The 15,782-nt window shown below is 71.5% G+C and carries 9 protein-coding genes; 1 reads left to right on the forward strand and 8 read right to left on the reverse strand.

Annotated elements, in window-relative coordinates:
• Positions 1-35 precede the first annotated feature (35 nt).
• The 5 genes from AB0950_RS04780 to AB0950_RS04800 all read right to left on the reverse strand — a co-directional run bounded on the left by AB0950_RS04780 (position 36) and on the right by AB0950_RS04800 (position 5,829).
• Positions 36-3,107 carry an SGNH/GDSL hydrolase family protein gene (locus AB0950_RS04780; protein ID WP_366777798.1) on the reverse strand — a complete coding sequence of 1,024 codons (3,072 nt, stop codon included), beginning with the start codon at positions 3,105-3,107 and terminating at the stop codon, positions 36-38.
• Positions 2,996-3,790: a hypothetical protein gene (locus AB0950_RS04785; protein ID WP_366777799.1), complete on the reverse strand. Its 795-nt coding sequence runs from the start codon at positions 3,788-3,790 to the stop codon at positions 2,996-2,998. Before AB0950_RS04785 ends, AB0950_RS04780 begins: the two co-directional genes overlap by 112 nt.
• Before the next feature lie 334 nt (positions 3,791-4,124).
• Complete coding sequence (locus AB0950_RS04790) at positions 4,125-4,508, reverse strand: hypothetical protein (RefSeq protein ID WP_366777800.1); 384 nt, start codon at positions 4,506-4,508, stop codon at positions 4,125-4,127.
• Between the two features lie 84 nt (positions 4,509-4,592).
• Entirely contained in the window at positions 4,593-5,543 is a 951-nt protein-coding gene (locus AB0950_RS04795) for a hypothetical protein (protein ID WP_366777801.1), read from the reverse strand.
• A 1-nt stretch (position 5,544) separates the two neighbouring features.
• Positions 5,545-5,829: a hypothetical protein gene (locus AB0950_RS04800; RefSeq protein ID WP_366777802.1), complete on the reverse strand. Its 285-nt coding sequence runs from the start codon at positions 5,827-5,829 to the stop codon at positions 5,545-5,547.
• Positions 5,830-7,738: 1,909 nt separating this feature from the next.
• Between AB0950_RS04800 and AB0950_RS04805 the strand changes: the two genes are divergently transcribed.
• Entirely contained in the window at positions 7,739-8,704 is a 966-nt protein-coding gene (locus AB0950_RS04805; RefSeq protein ID WP_360144117.1) for an anti-sigma factor RsbA family regulatory protein, read from the forward strand.
• A 6-nt stretch (positions 8,705-8,710) separates the two neighbouring features.
• On the opposite strand, the gene AB0950_RS04810 is transcribed toward AB0950_RS04805, so the two are convergent.
• From AB0950_RS04810 to AB0950_RS04820, 3 genes are all read right to left on the reverse strand, one after another.
• A complete protein-coding gene (locus tag AB0950_RS04810) occupies positions 8,711-9,748 on the reverse strand; it encodes a rod shape-determining protein (RefSeq protein ID WP_360144114.1) in 1,038 nt (345 codons plus the stop codon).
• Positions 9,749-9,903: 155 nt separating this feature from the next.
• On the reverse strand, positions 9,904-14,760 hold the full coding sequence (locus tag AB0950_RS04815) for an SAV_2336 N-terminal domain-related protein (RefSeq protein WP_366777803.1): 4,857 nt from the start codon (positions 14,758-14,760) through the stop codon (positions 9,904-9,906).
• Complete coding sequence (locus AB0950_RS04820; protein ID WP_360570962.1) at positions 14,750-15,763, reverse strand: MoxR family ATPase; 1,014 nt, start codon at positions 15,761-15,763, stop codon at positions 14,750-14,752. Before AB0950_RS04820 ends, AB0950_RS04815 begins: the two co-directional genes overlap by 11 nt.
• Positions 15,764-15,782 lie beyond the last annotated feature (19 nt).

A 15,782-nucleotide genomic window follows, 5' to 3' on the forward strand; every position in this document is an offset into this window, starting at 1 on the left:
GTTCTCCCCCACCGGGCTGAGGCGTATGGGCTGCTTCAGCGGAGGGCGGCCTCGAACGCCTTGGCGTAGTTCGCCGTTCCGGAAATCTTCGGATGGAACGACTTCATCGAAACGGGTTTGGTGTCTGCTTTGGCGTGTCCGGTCAGGACGATGCCGTGGACGGTCTCCGGGTCACCACAGATCGCCTGCCCGGCGAACGCGGACCGGGGGTCAGCGAAGACCGCGTTGGCCTGATTTTGGGCGTCGGCGTCGTCGACCGCTCCCTTCATCTCGGTGGCGACGAGGTCACCCATGTCGTTCAGCCAGGGTGCTTCCTCGGTGCCGATGCCCGTGACGCACTGGCCGTTGTGTTCCAGGAGTCTCGGGTAGCCCATGAGGACGATCTTCGCGTGCGGGGCCTTCTCGTGGAGTGCGTTGAGGGTTTTGACCAGTCGCGGCCGGATCGTGTCGTGCGCCCACGACGGTAGCCAGTCCTTCAATGCCGGCGTGTCGCCTTCGGCCTTTTCCCCGGTGTCCGGGTTGCGGTTCTTGATCGATCCGTTCTGGCACACGTCCGTGATGGACGTGATGCACTTCTTGATGATGTCGGCGAAGGCCATGTCGTTGCCGCCGATGGAGAGAGCGACAAGGGTGGTGTTCTGGTCGAGGTAGCCCTGTTTGATCTGTGGGAGTTCCCCGGCCTGGGGGGTGTTGAGAATGTTGTAGTGGCGGGCGCCAGAGCAGGCGACGAGGTGGTAGTCCATGCGCGCGCTCCAGTTGTCGTCCAGCTCTCCGGTCGACAGCTGTTCGCCGGGCAGGACGGCTCGGCGGGTCCAGGCGTACTTGGAGCGGTGGCAGTCGTCCCGCACCTTGTCTCCGCCCGACTTGCTGACGTAGTCGGACTCCGGGTAATAGTCGTCGCCGCCTGGGTCGGAGGCGCCTTCGCCGGAGGAGTAGGAGTCGCCCATGCCGACGACCATGTGGTTCGGCTTGCCGGGAAGGGGTTGGAAGGCGACCGCGTCCCACGCTACGTCTTCGTCGGCGGTGCCGTCATCGGTGGCGTTGGTGAGGGTGACGGTGGGAGTGCCGGTGAAGTGGAATGCACCTAGGCTGACCCACCGGCTGGCACGCTGTTCCACGATTCGGCCCGGGCTGATGCTGTCCGACCCGCCGATCACATAAAGGGCCTGCCGGGTCTGGGCCCCTGTGTCAGGAAGGTGCACCATCACCCTGGCCCAGGAAACGCTCTTGTCGAGAGTCCAGGTGCCCTTGATGGTCATCAGCCCGCTGTCCCCGCCGAGATGGTGGATGTCGCGGGTGTGGGAGTACCAGTATTGGCCGCCGTGGCCGCCGCCGATCTGGTAAAGGTCCCCCTTGGCCTCGTACTGTCCGAGGCCGGGTCCGGTCGCGGCCGGGTCAGGGTTGAACGCGAACTGGAAGTGGCCGTTGTCGGCCGAGGGTTTGCAGTCGCTGTAGGACTGGGTGTTGTCGGGCGTGGATTCGACGATCAGTGCCCCAGCGGGGGCGGCGTTGCAGTCGGGGCTGCCGTACTGCAACCGGTAACCGCGCCCTGGTGGGGCAATCAGCGTCTCGTACTTGATGTTCTCGTGGCCGCAGTCGGTGTCGCAGAGCTTCTTCCATGTCGCGTTCTGTTCGTGCCACCAGTGGTGCCAGTCGCAGTCGGGGATGTGGTCGACCTCGCAGCGCGGCGGGTTGCTGACCTCGCAGTCGTTGGCGGTGGTGCAGAACTTGTCCAGCGGCGGCTTGACGTTGTTGCGCTCGGCCGGGGATGTCCACCAGGCGGGGCGGAAGCCGGCTGTGGCGTACCCGTCCTCGCCGGGCCAGTCCTGCCGGCCGGAGGTTGCGTAGGAGTAGCCGGTGTCGATGGACCAGGCGGCCCAGCCCATCACCTTCTCCTCATACGGCCAACGCTCGGGATGCGCCGCGTCCGTGGGCACGCTCATGAACGGGTCACGGTCCGGCGGATACAGCGGGTTGGCAGGGTTGTTGTACCAGCCGAGCCCCCATTGTCCGTGATTCTCCGACGCCTTGGACTTCGGGTTGAATCCGAGGTTGTAGTTCCACAGGGCAGCGAACCAGTTCTCTGGCTTGGACGGGTCGTCGTTGTTGACGGTGATGGTCTGCCCTGGCTCGTGGAGTTCGTTCCACTTGTCGGCGAGGATGTACATGGACGCGGCGATGTTGACCGTATGGTCCAGGGCAACAGCACGCTGCTTCTCCGGCGAGAGGGCGGTCTCGCCCTTCTTCTCGTGCCCCTTCATGCGCATGCCGTCGGTGACCTGGCCGACGCCGTAGCCGCAGTCGGAGTTCTCCCAGTGGATCTTCCAGTAGGCCTCCGAGGTATCTCCCTTGTGGCCGTAGAACCCGGCGGTCGCGGCGAGTGGGTTGCCCATCTGGCCGGGGATCGCGCCGGATTCGGCCTGCCACAGGTTCGACTCCTGCGCCAGCACCCCGAGCAACACCTGGGCGGGGATACGTGCGCCGGTCTTGCCGTTCAGCATCGGGGCCGGGAATAAGCCCTGCGGGTCGACGGTCCCCAGGCCCGACTGGTCACGCCAGCCGCCCTGCTTGATCCACTTGGCGCGCAGTTCGCCACGGACCGCCATGTCGACGGCCCACTCCACCTGGTTCGGGGTCGGCTGCAACGCCAAGGATTTGACGTCGTTGCGGGGGACGGAGCACCAGCGGTCGGTGTCGACCGGGTCATGTGCCCTGGGGTCGTCTGCCCGAGGCGTACGGATGGCCGGGCGAGCGGGCGTGGCCAGGGCGGGTGAGAAGAATTCCTTCCCCGTGGGGCTGGTCGTGTCCGTCAGGGATTGGGTGATCTTCTTGCCCGTCGCGGTGGCGGTGCTGGCGACTGTCACCGGGGCGCCGGTCCCGTCGTCTTCGATGGGGGACTGCACGGTGCGCGGCTGGGGTTCGGGCTTCGTGAAGCCCTTGCCGGCGTTGCGGATGTGGGCCAAGCCGGCGCGCATGCCGGGCATGAGGACCGGGTTTACGACGAGACGGCCGAGGGTGGAGATGTCCGCGCTGGCCGGCGCGTTGAGGCGGGTGATTCCGCTGCCGGCGAGGCGGTTGGTTCCGGCGGGGTGGCCGGTGAGGAACACCTGGCCGGAATCGCCTTGTGCGAGGGCGAGGTCGCCGAGCTTGCCCGACGCCACTTCGGTGAGCTGCCCGTCCCCGTGCCACAACCGGGCGCGGGCGGTGCCTCCGTCGTGGTCGAGGAACGCGACCTGGCCACTCCCGGTGGGCCGGATGTCGAACGGTGTGCTGTCAGCTGCGGCGCAAGGTCCTTGACGTTCCTGCCAGAGGAGTCGACATGCACGAGCTGGTGTCCGAGTGCGGCGACCAGACCGTCCTTGACCGGCACTGCGGAGGTCATCTGGCCTATGGTCGTGGCATCGGCGGTTAACTTGCCAGCGGTGGTGACGGTGACCAGATGGGTCTTGTCGTCACGGAACGCCGAGAACACCGCTGTGTGCGTGGCCGAGTTGCAGGACGGGTCGAAGTAGGCGAGTGAGGCGGTGAAGGGCAGTTTCTTCACCGTGCCGGTGGTGAGGTTGACGACCGCAGTGAACGCGCCGCCCTGCATCACATCGGGCTTGTTGACGAAAGTGCGCGGCGCGTAGACGGCGGCGGCGTGATCGTGGTCCATGAGGCAGGCATTGCCGATCCAAGCATCCGCCGGCATGCCGGGCTCTGCGAGGGAGGCGACGGTCCGCCACTGGTAGGCGTCCTTGCTGTCCGCGACGATGATTTTGAAGCCGGAGGTGTCCGGTGCCGTGGCCACAGCCCGGTCTCTGGCGGTCTTCCAGTCCTTTCCCAGCTGCTTCGCCGGATCCGGTACGCGCTCCGGGGGAGCCGACGGTTGTTCACTTCGACCCGGCTTGGGTGGTGGGGTTGGTGCTGCTGTGGCCGGGGCCGCTTGCAGCAGGCCGCCTGTCAGCGCGGCACACGCCACCACGGCGGCCAAGGATATGTGTCGTTTTCTGGATCTCAAGACAGGACTTCCCCCGCTCCTGAGTAATGGGATGTCCCGTGCCCCGGTCGCGGGGCACGGCTTGACCCGCCCCGTGCCCGCAGGGGGCGGGGCGGGAGCTCGAGGAAGAAATAGAAGAGACCGGTCAGTCCCGCTGGACTCCGAGGACCCGAACCCCGTCGAGGGCCTCCAGTTGGTCCCAGGGCATACTGACGCTGCCGGTGTAGCTGTCGTGGGCATCAACGCGTTTGACGACGGTCTTGGTGAAGGCCGCGGGATCGTCGCCGAAACCGAACGTCACGGTGTAGGTGACCGGTCCGGGAGCTGTGTCGTTGTGGATGACGTACTCGGCGACCGCCATCCGGCGTCCGTGGCTCTGGTCGACGCCGTACTGCGTCACCTCGACCTGCGTCCTCTCACGGACAGGCTTGGGGGAGGCGTTGACCTGGGTCTCGATGTACCAGGCTGCCGCGCCGAAGACGACCGCGAACATCGCCAGCAAGCCGATGATGGTTCTTCTGCTGGGCATGAAGGGTCCTCACTAACCGGCGCGCCCCGGGCCCGGGGGAGGTACGCGGGGTCACGCCGGTCGTCTACAGGGGCTGGAACCCCGTTACTGGTTGCCTGACGTGGCGAGAACGGCACGAGCGTTGTCTACCAGCTTGGTGTTGCGGGCCTTCTGCGCCTGGAGCTGTTCCTTGTGGGCGGCGATCTGCTTGGTCTGGTAGGCGACTTCCGCCTTGTACCAGACCGCCACGAGACGGCTGCTCTTCTTGCAGGTGACGTCCACTGTGGCGGTCTGCACCTCTGCCTGTGAGGGCTTGGAAACGGTATGGCCGGCGGCGGCAGCGGGCGGGAAGGCGGCGGGGGCGTCGAGGGGGGAACGCAGGCTGTGTCCCGCCCGGTTCATGCAGGACGACCATGCGGCGAGTGCCTTCGTCACCGGCGCCTGCGTCTTCGTCGCTTCGAACGACTGGGCGGACAGCTCACCGGCCGGGTCGGTGGGGTTGATGATGCCGATCTTCTTGTTCGCCTCGGGGATGCACACTTCGTCGAGGGTCTTGTCCCACGCGTCGGTGCGGTTTTCCGCTTTCTCCTCTGCGTCCGATTCGGCCTGCTCCTGGGAAGGGTCTGTCGCGTCGGGGAGTTGGTAGCCGTGTGTGCGGGCGACCGCGTCGTCGGCGAGGCCGTAGCGGCGTTCCATGTTGGCCTCGTCAAAGCCGACCGGGATGGTGTCGCGGGCGGATGGCGGGTTGAAGGTGAAACCGTGTTGCTGCATGCATGCGGACTCGACCGCTGCGCGGGCGTCCTCGATCTGGGCGGTGTCAGCGTTGGAGAGCATGTAGTCCTCGACCGGCAGCCTCATGCCCTTCACGAGTCCGTGCTGGGGCACCCGCTGTGGCTGTGCGAGACGTGGAGCTGCCTCGGCTCTTGGGCGGCTCGCCGCCGACTGGGCCGTGGTGCGGCCGTTTCCCTGGCCGTTGTGCGTGGCGGCGTAGGCGGCGGTGGCAATGGTGGCGCACGCGGCGGCAGCGGCCGCCACCCGCATGGACTTGGCAAGCACGTCAGTTCCTCCGCTGCGATTCGTTCTTGTTCTTCACGTTGGATGCGAGGTTGTGAGCGATGCCGTCCTTGCGGGGGAAGTATGTCGTGGACCCCGAGTAGTTGGTGCTGGAGTACACGTTGTACGAGTGCGACGGGTCGTCGTTGGAACCGGATGCCGCGTTGTGGTAAATGCCCTGCTTGTAGCCCTTGTCGTCGTCGTAGCAGGCGTTCGAGTGGTAGTCGAAGACGTAGCGGACCACGCTGGCCTGGTTCGGCGAGTAGCCCCACGCGTTCGGAACGGACACGTTGGCCAGGAAGCACGAACCGTGCGACACCCACGTTTGCGACGACCGCGAGTTGAAGTGAAGACGGAAGCAGTACTTGTTGCCGGACGACGAGCAGATGTCGCTTTCGTACGAGGTTCCGGCGTAAGCGGACGACGCCCCCGCGAGAAGCGCGGCGCAGGCAGCGCCGGCGGTCAGGGCGGCGGCGGAGGCTCGTATGCGCCCAAAGGAATTCCCCCTCGTGAAGGTTGAGCGGCACGGGGAGGCGCATGCTGAAGCTGTTGTGCTGTCTTGTCTCCCCCGTGCATGGTCATGTGTATCCGTGCAGCCTGGTCTGGACCTTCGGGATCACACGGGAGCACTGTAGACGCACAGTCACCATCAGCAGCAAGGGTCTGCTGCGAGGTAGACCGAAACCATGTGGCCCGCCTGGAATCCACGCGCATGCATGATGACTGTGTACTTCCTGTGAAACCGGAACGCCGAAGTCGCTCGTGTCGACGCGTCGACGTGACGAAAAACGTGCGCCCGTCGATCACGTGAATTTGGATAACACGTCGCACCGCCCCGCGGTTCCACCCATGGGCGAAGAAGGCGCGGCTGCTGCGCCGGTAAGGCAGTCCGCTGGGATGTAGTTCAACTCCCCTTCTGCCGAAGACCTCGACCTGCGAGAACGGCTTCCCACGCCGCCTGTAGCCGATGTGAGGACCGGCGCCGGTGGACTCCCAGTGGACACGCAGTGGACGGAAGGATTCGGAAGGATCAGGACGGCCGGCGCGGAGCAAGAACCACGAAGAGCCTCTTACCTGCGGTTATCGGAAAGTTGAGGCAAGAGCGAAGACTGATCGGAAGATCAGAAAAGGTCTCATAATCCGTCGGCCGTGGGTTCGAGTCCCACCCGCCCCACCAGGCGCCGCAGGTGCAGAAACGATGTCACCTGCGGGACTGCGAGACGGGGGCCGCCACGCCGAGGCGGCGTTCCTCGTTCACCCTCTCGGACCATGAGCCGGAGGCAGCCGGGCGTGTGCCGCCCGCGCGGCGCATCGACCGCCGTCCGGCGCAGGGGGTGACTCCTCTTCTCCGTCCCCTGTTCGACATGGCTTCAGGCTCCTGGCGGATGGGCGCTCCGGGACCCAACTGGTCGAAGTCGCGCGCGTCGCCGCCGACTTCGAGTGGGTGGAGAGCGCGCACGTCGGGCGTGCCCGGAGCGGTCTCCGTCTCGTGGTCGCTTCGGTCGGTACGCCCCCGGTCGCGGCCCGGCGGCCGTGTTCGCCGAGAGCGGGATGCGGGTGTCTGGTTGACCCGTACATGCTTGAACGGCCCGCGTCCTGGGCACGGACCTCCTACCGGCGTCGATCGCCGGGCCGTTTCGGCAGAGGGAGGGCGTCATGGACCGTCGCATCCGGGTACGCGTCAGCCGGCGCCCCGCCGCCCCGCGCGGGCAGGAGATCGACCGCAGGACTCCGTCCGGACGCATCCTGCCGTACTGAGCGCCCGGCGCGAACCCTCCGGATCCACTCCGTGCCGTCGGTGCGCAGCTCGTCCGGGAAGGCGGGGCCGCCCGGGGTCGCGCCCGTCGTGATCACCTCCGCCACCCGGCGGAGCCTGGTGTGGGAAATGAAGGTCAGACCCGTCAGATTCAGCTCGAGCCGGGTGACGTCCGCCGGGAGCGCGCCCGGGGTCCCGGCGAGGGTGTCCGTGCGTCCGTTCCGGTACGGCTGTGCTCGCCGCGCCCGGTTGCCGTACCGGAGAAGTGAGACGAGCGACATTCGGGGCACACCTTCCTTCGTGTTAGCGGGAGAACAGGGGAGAGGAGCCGGGACTGACGCACGGCCGCGGTGTACGGCCGAAGGTGCGTCCTCCCGGCCGCTCCGCCGCGCCTGCCGCAGCCGTTCCGGTGCGGACGTCCGGGGATCGGGGCGTCGGTGGCATGAGTGAGACGACCGGCGCGTTCGCCGGGGCGGCCGGGCCCTTCGTGCATCCGGCGCTGTTCTACGGCGACGTGGAGGAGTACCTGGCCGGGACCGTGCCCTTCGTGCGCGAGGCGCTGGCGGCCGGCGCGCCCGTCGCGGTCGCCGTGCCGGGGGAGAACCTGCGGCTGATCCGGGACGCGCTCGGGGCCGACGGCGAGGCCGTACGGTTCCTGGACATGCGGGAGGCCGGGCGCAATCCCGGCCGGATCATCCCCGGCGTGCTGCGCGCCTTCGCCGACGCCCAGCCGCCCGGCCGGCGCGTCCACATCATCGGCGAGCCCATCTGGGCCGGCCGCAGCCCCGCCGAGTACCCGGCCTGCGCCCAGCACGAGGCGCTGATCAACGCCGCCTTCCAGGGCCGCGAGGTCACCATCCTGTGCCCGTACGACACCTCCGGTCTGGACGAGCGCGCCCTCGCCGACGCCCACGCCACCCACCCGGTCGTCATCCCCGCGGGCCCCGGCCCGCAGCGGGGCAGCGAGGCCTACGACCCCGAGGACGTCGTCGCCCGGTACAACGCGCCGCTGCCGCCCGCCCCCGGCGCCGGACCGGGCGTGCTCACCGCCGCCTTCGACGAGGACGGCCTGCCCGTCGTACGGCACCTGGTCACCGGGCACGGGGAACGGCTGGGCCTGGCCGGGAGGGCTCTGGAGAACCTGTCATTGATCACCGCGGAGCTGACCACCAACAGCGTGGTCCACGGCGGCGGTTCCGGGGAGGTCACGGTGTGGGCCGAGGCCGGGCATGTGCTGTGCGAGGTCCGTGACCGGGGCAAGCTCGCCGACCCCCTGGCCGGCCGCTGCCCCGCCCCTCCGGACCAGGCGGGCGGGCGGGGACTGCTGCTGGTCAACCTGGTGGCGGACCTGGTCCGGATCCACGCCGGGGACGGCGGGACGACCATCCGGTGCTACGTGGCCCTGTGACCCCGGCTAGGCCGCCAGGGGGTTGAGGACCAGCGGCTCGATGCGGCCCTCCAGCATCGCGCCGAGGCCCTGGGCCGCGCAGACGTCGGGACGCTCGGCGATGTGCACCGGCATGCCGGTGGCCTCCCGCAGCATCTGGTCGAAGCCGGGCAGCAGCGCCGAACCGCCGACCATCATGATCCCCCGGTCGGCGAGGTCGGCGACCAGGTCGGGCGGGCACTCGCGCAGCACCTTGCCGATGCCGTCGAGGACCGCGGTCAGCGGGGTCTGGATCGCGTCGCGCACGGTGGCGGTGTCGACCTGCACGCTGCGCGCGAGCCCGGTGGCCACGTCCCGGCCGTGGATCTCGGTCATCTCCGGGCCCTGCGCGGTCAGCCCGTTGCCCGACAGGGCGACCTGCAGCGGCCGTACCGCCTGGCTGGGCAGCATCAGCTCGTGCTCGTGCCGCAGAAGCTGCACGATCGCGTGGTCGACGGCCTCGCCGCCCACCGGAATCCGCTCGGCGGTGACGATGGAGCCGAGGGAGAGGACGGCCACCTGGGTGGCGGCGGCCCCGCACACCATGATCATGGTGGCCTCGGGGCGCTCCACGGGCAGCCCGCAGCCGACGGCCGCCGCGATCAGCGTGTCCACCAGCTCCACCCGCTTGGCACCCAGCCCCACCAGCGTCTCTATGGTCGCCCGCTGGGCCAGCGGATCGGCGTCGTGCGGGGTGCAGGCCGCCGCGCGCAGCCGGAGATTGCGGCGCAGCTGACGGCGCGTCTTGTCGCCGATCAGCTGCCGCAGCATGCGCTGGGCCATCTCGATGTCCACCACCGTGCCGCCGGAGATGGGCCGTACGACCCGGATGTAGGACGGCGTCCGCCCCGTCATCTGCTCCGCGAACTCGCCCACCGCGATGAGCGCGCCGGTCCGGGTGTTCACGGCGGCGACGGAGGGCTGGTCGACGACGAGCCCGGCGCCCTTCACATACACCCGGGTACGGGCCGCGCCCAGGTCGACGGCGAAGTGGCAGCGGCGCAACTGCTCCAGACTGACGGTCACGGCGGATCCTCCCGAGTGCGCGGGGCGTGGGCGCCCGCCCGGTCGGCGGGTGTCCTCCTCTCCCTGCATCGTGCGCGGGGCCCGGGGGCGGGCGCCTTCTGGAGGGGGCCGGGCGGGGTGCCGCCGAACGGGGGTACTTCGCGGCCCCGGGCGTGTCACAGGCTCTGTGCGGCGCGCAGGAGAGGTAGAAGGCCGGGGCTCGTCAGCCGGTGGGAGCCGAGCGGGCGGAGGTCTTCGGCGACCACGTGCACGAACGGCATGCCGGCCGCCAGCGCCGCCGCCCGTTCGTTGTCGTCGGCGCCGATCATCAGGCACCGGTCCGGCCGGACCCCGAGCCGGCCGGCGGCCCGCTGGAGCCGGTGCGGATCGGGCATCAGCGGGCGGCCGAGGTCGCCGCGTCCGTGCACTCCGCCGATGAGGCAGTCCGTCAGCCGGCGCCGTTCCAGATACGTGGTCACCGCCTCCGTGGCGCAGTCGGTGACCAGGCCCAGGGGCAGTCCCTTGCCGGCCAGCGTGCGCACCAGCAGGTCGGCGTTGGGCACCGGCTCCGCCTCGCGGGCGGCGGCCGTCTCCACCGCCGTCAGCTCGCGGGCGAGTTCGGCGACGGAGTCCTCCCCGGCCCGCTCCCGGAGCAGGTCGAGCGGGGGACGACCGGCGCGTCCGTAGCGCAGGGCCAGGCGCCGGGTGGCCTGCTGCGCGGCCGTCGTCTCTCCCGTGCGCCGGTCGGCGTGGAGCCGGGTCAGCACGCCGTCGAAGCCCAGGAGCACGGCGGTGGCCGAGCGGAGGGCCTCGGCGAGTTCCCCGTCGACCCCCGCGAGGGGCGGGGGCGTCAGGGAGGCGAGGGTCGGGGCGAGGGAGCCCCGCCAGTGGACCGCGTAGCCGGACGGGGCATGCTCGCGCACCTCCGTCTCCAGCCGGCTGCCGGCCTCGGCGGCCAGGCTCGGCGGGTAGAGGGAGGACACCGTGCGCAGGCAGGTGCGCACATGCTCGGCGACGACGGTGGAGGGGAGGCGGCCGGCCAGGGCCGACAGGGCACGGACCGGGTCCTCGATCCGCCAGACCGCCTCTCCGGTGAGGGTGAAGACGGACGTGCCGTTGACCTCCGGACCCGGTTCGTTCAGGGCCAGCCGGCGCTCGGTGCGGTCCACCTCGTAGTAGTACACGTCACCGCTGGGGCGGTCGAGGGTGAACCCGCGGACGTGCGCCGCGAAGACGAGGGTTCTTGTCCGCCGGGTGCCCGGCAGCGTCACCCCGGCGGGCTGGCGGAACGGCCCCTGGACGGGTTCGACGGTGGCGGGGTCCGGTGCGTCCACCAGGACGTACCAGCCGTCGGTGGGCGCCCCGGGAGTCAGCGGCAGCAGCCGCGCGGGCTCGTGGCCGCGCTCGGCCAGTTCGGTGCGGAGCGGGTCGGACACCACGACGACGCCCTGGGCGCCGGACGACTCCAGCCCCCGCGCGCCTTCCCGGCCGTCGCCGTCCTCCTGCCGCCGGAACGTGACCCGCCAGCGCAGTCCGCCCGTCTCGGCCATGCGGTCCGGGAGATCCCGCAGGGCGACGGAGAGCATGCGCAGTCCCGGCTCCCCGTCGGGCAGCAGGACCGTGTACCCGCGCTCCCCGGCCCGCAGCCGGTAGTCGGCCGGGCCCAGTCCGGCGGCCAGCAGCAGCCGCACCACCGCGCGGCCCAGGGCCGGCCGGTCGTCCGGGTCCCCGGCGCCGTCCGCGAGCTCGAAGCGGGCCACGAGCGGGAAGGCCGGAGCCGACGACGTCCCGCGCCTCGCCGCGGGCACGTCCTCATACGGCGGCCCGTCCTCCGCCGCGAACAGGCTCTCCGGGGCGTCGTCCTGCGGCAGGGACCCGTCCTGCGGTGTCTCCTCGGGGCCGTACAGCAGTGAGGGCAGGTCGTCCTCGGTGGGAAAGGAGCCCAGGGGAAGGTCGTCGGGGCCCCGGGTGAAGGCGCCGGACGGGGGGTTCTCGGGGAGCTGTTCCGGGTCCGCCGACCGGGTGTCGTCGGCGTGGTCGCGGCGCAGTTCGTGGCCCAGCGCCAGCAGCACGGGATCGTCGCCGCCGGACTCCTCGTACTCCTCGAACACCTCCAGGGCCTCCTCGGTACGGCCGAGCCGTTGCAGCGCGAGCAGCAGCAGGCGGCGGTAGTCCGCACGGGCCGGGTACGCGTGCAGGAGTTCGCCGAGGTCTCTCGCCACGCGCTCGAACTCCCCCATCTCCAGGTCCAGTTCGGCCCGCTGCCGGTACAGGGCGAGCTCCAGCTGGAGGAGCCGGGTGCGGGCGGTACGGGCGGCCGGGCCCGGCACGCCGGCGACCAGGCCCGGACCGCGCCACAGCCGCAGCGCCTCGTCCAGCCGGTCCCGGGCGGGCTCCAGGCTGCCGCCCTCGGCCAGCTCGGTGGCCTGGCGCCGCAGCTCCTCGGAGCGCAGCAGGTCCACCTGGTCGGCGCTGGTGTGCAGGGCGTAGCCGTCGGGGAGCGTGGCCAGCGCGCCGGGACCCAGGGCCTCGCGCAGCGCCGAGGCCAGCCGGCCCAGCGCCGCCATCGCGTCCCTCGGTTCCTCCGCCGGGCTCCACAGGCCGGCCCGCAGCTCGTCGTGCGTCACCGTGCGGCCGTGCCGGAGCAGCAGCATGGCGAGCAGCGCGCGGGCCGGCGGCGCGAGGTCCGCCGGGCGATCCGGTACGTCGACGGTCACCGGCCCCAGCAGGACGTAGGAGCGCGGGGTGTACGTCACCCGGGCGTGGTGCACCAGTTGCTCGTCCAGAAGGGTGGGCACGCCTGCTTGCCGGAGCGACGTGGACATCAGGAGGGAGAGCGCCTCCGCGTACTGCCGGCGTACCGACTCGGGGAGATGGCGCAGCGGTGTCCGCGCATCGGCCCGCGCGCTGCCGGTGGCCAGGTGCAGCATCATCGCGCCCAGCGCCCGCAGGTCCTCGTCGCGCGGCACGTTCGCGGGCAACCCGGGCTCGAAGAGGGTGAGTTTGACCGTGCCGTCGGGCAGGAGCACCACCCGGGACATGCTGACCGCGCCGTGCCGGACCCAGCGGCGGTGCGCGGCCCGCAGACCGCGCATCAGCTGCGTGCCGACGGACATCGTCAGCGGGGCCGGCAGGTGGTAGCCGTTCGGCGCCGCCAGGGCGTTCAGCGGGATGCCGTCCAGGTGTTCCATCACGACGTACGGGATGTCGTCCGCGATGCCGAAGTCGTGGACGGTGACCACGTTCGGGTGGTCCAGGGCCTTGAGGGCCTCCGTCTCCCGCAGGAAGGCCGCCCGCCGTTCGGGGTCGGTGAGCGGCCGGTGCAGCCGCAGCACCACCCTCCGGCCGGCCTCCTCGTCCTGCGCCAGCCACAGGGAGCCGCTCGGGCTCATCCGCCGCAGCAGCCGGTACCGGCCGCCGAGCCCCGCGGGCATCGGCAGCGGGCCGCTCCCGGTCAGCCGGCGCAGGCTGTCCCGTCGTACCGTGGCGAACGGCTCCCCGTCCGGTGCGGCACCGCCATGGGCGCCCGGCGTGGGGGTCACCGCGCGGAACTCGCCGGGGGCCGCCCCGGCCCGCTCCTCGATCAGCCCGCCGGTGCGGGCGAGCAGGTCGGTCGTGCGGTTGCGGGACGAGCGGGGCAGGCCGCGCAGCAGCAGGTCCCGTACGCCGGGCCGGAAGGCGTAGCTGCCCGGCGGTCCGGGGGCGGTGGTGAGCAGGCCGCTGAGGATGACCTCGGCCAGGTGCTGCGGGCGCGGGTCGGGCTCGACCGCGCGCTGCACCAGCCGCATCACCGGCAGGTCGGGGCGGCCGACGGCCAGATGGCCGGCCAGCCGGACCGCCTCCGGGGAGGACGTGCCGCGGAACCGCAGGACCAGTTCCTCGGCGGAGAGCCGGCCGAGGTCGGTACGGCTGCCGGGGTCCGGGTGGTCGCCCAGCGGCGCCGCCGAGCCGGGGAATCCGCTGCCGCCGGCCGATGCCAGCAGGGCCGCCCAGTTCGCCAGCCAGCGCGGGGCGGCCTCCAGGACGGGCAGCGGGACCGCGCCCGGCCCCGCGAAGCGCGCCGGATCGCCGTCGTACGGCGTGAACGCGAGCGCCGCCGCCGGAGCCGCCGGGAACGGCGCGGTCAGCACGCCCGCCACGGCCGGCAGGGCGGTGTCCCGCCACAGATGCTCGGGCAGCGGCTGTACGACGGCGACGGGCATCCGGCGGCACCAGCGGCGCAGGGTCGCCTCCCACCGGTCGCCCGCCGGACCGGGCCGCCACTGCGGGCCCATGCAGTCGCTGATCACGAGGGTCACGGTGCGTCCGTCGGCCGGGGCGTGCGTGCCCGCCGGATGGACCGTGCCGTCGGGGGTGAGCCGGACCGGGGTCACGGTGCGGAAGACGCCGGACTGGGCGACGGCGGCGTGCAGTTCGCGGACCAGGGGCAGCCAGACGGGCATCGTCGGACCCGTGTCCCGCACCAGGTTCAGGCGCAGCCAGCGCTCCTTGGCGGGGCGCAGCACCGGCAGCCACCACTCGGGGGACGCGCCGAGGCGGGCGATGCGGTCGGCGGTGGCGTGCTCGTCGAGCCGGTGACCCGAGGGCGCGTCGGTGTGCCGTTTGAGCGGGCGCAGCGCGCGTTGCAGGCCCAGCGGGTGGCGCAGCATCGGTGGTGCGGGCGCGAGCAGCGCGGCGTACGGGCCGGGCGGGCCCGGCGCCGGTGCGGGCAGGTGCAGCGGGGTGCGCGGCTCGTCGGCGGGCCCGGCGCGGGCGGGCTCCGGCGGCGGGGGCCGGTGGGCCGCACGGGCCGGCGGCACGGACGGCTGCCGGTGCGGTGGTATTTCCGGCTCCGGCGGTGGCGGTGGGGCGGTCGACGCGGGTGTGGCCGGCTCCTCATCGGGCTCCGGCTCCTCGGCGGGCTGCGGCTCCATCTGCCGTGCCAGCCACAGCACTTCGGCCAGTTCCAGCGGGGTCGGACGCAGGCCGCCCGCCGCCTCGGCCAGGGCGGCGGCCAGGCGGGCGAGCGGGTCCCGGGGACGGTCAGTGGGCATCCGGCTGCCGGCCCTCGCCGAGGTAGGGCATCAGCCGCCGGGCCAGCCCGTCCAGGGAGCCGTCGGGCAGATCGGCGGAACGGGCCAGATAGATCGCGTTGAGCAGCTGGTCGGTGGCCAGGTCGCCGCCGTCCACCCGCGACAGGAAGCGGCTGATCAGCGTCTGCGCGTACGCGTCCGGTTCGCCGTCGAAGTGGGCGCGGACGATGTCCGCGAGCTGCTCCTCGTCCGGCTGCCGCAGCCGCAGCGTCACGCACCGGCGCAGGAACGCGGGCGGGAACTCCCGCTCGCCGTTGCTGGTCAGCACGACGAACGGGAAGGCGCGGCAGCGGACCCGGCCGCGTTCGACCGGGACCCGGTCGTGGGTGCCGTCGACCATCACCCGGGCCTTCGGCACGTGCCGGGCGGCGCGGACCAGTTCGGGGATCTCGTACTGGCCCTCCTCCAGCACGTTCAGCAGGTCGTTGGGCAGGTCCAGGTCGCTCTTGTCGATCTCGTCGACGAGCAGCGCCCGGGGGCGGGCGTAGGGCAGCAGGGCCGTGCCGAGCGGGCCGAGCCGCAGGTGGTCCTCCACGCCGGACTCCGGGGCCGGGCCGGGCGCGCTCTGCCGGGCCGCGTACAGGCGGGACAGGGGGTCGTACTGGTACAGGCCGTCGTGCAGCGTGCTGCGGCTGGTGATGTTCCAGCGCAGCACCGGGCCCAGCCTCAGCTCGCGGGCCACCGCGTAGGCCAGCGAGGACTTGCCGGTGCCGGGCGGGCCGGTGACGAGCAGCGGGCGGCGCAGGTACAGCGCCGCGTTGACCAGTTCGACGGTCTCCGGGGTGGCCCGGTAGGTCTGCGCGCGGTGCGTGCGGTCCGGTGAGGTGGCCGCGGAGTCGGCGGTGTCCTCCGGCGTGTCCAGCGGGGGTCCGCCGTCGAAGGCGCGCCAGGGCGGCGGCGGGGGCAGCTCGGCGATGCCGTCGTGCGGCTCCTTCGTGCCGGTGTACACGGGCCACAGGGGCATGGCAGGCGGTCCTTCTCTC

The sequence above is a fragment of the Streptomyces sp. NPDC007189 genome (assembly GCF_040703635.1).
GTDB lineage: Bacteria > Actinomycetota > Actinomycetes > Streptomycetales > Streptomycetaceae > Streptomyces.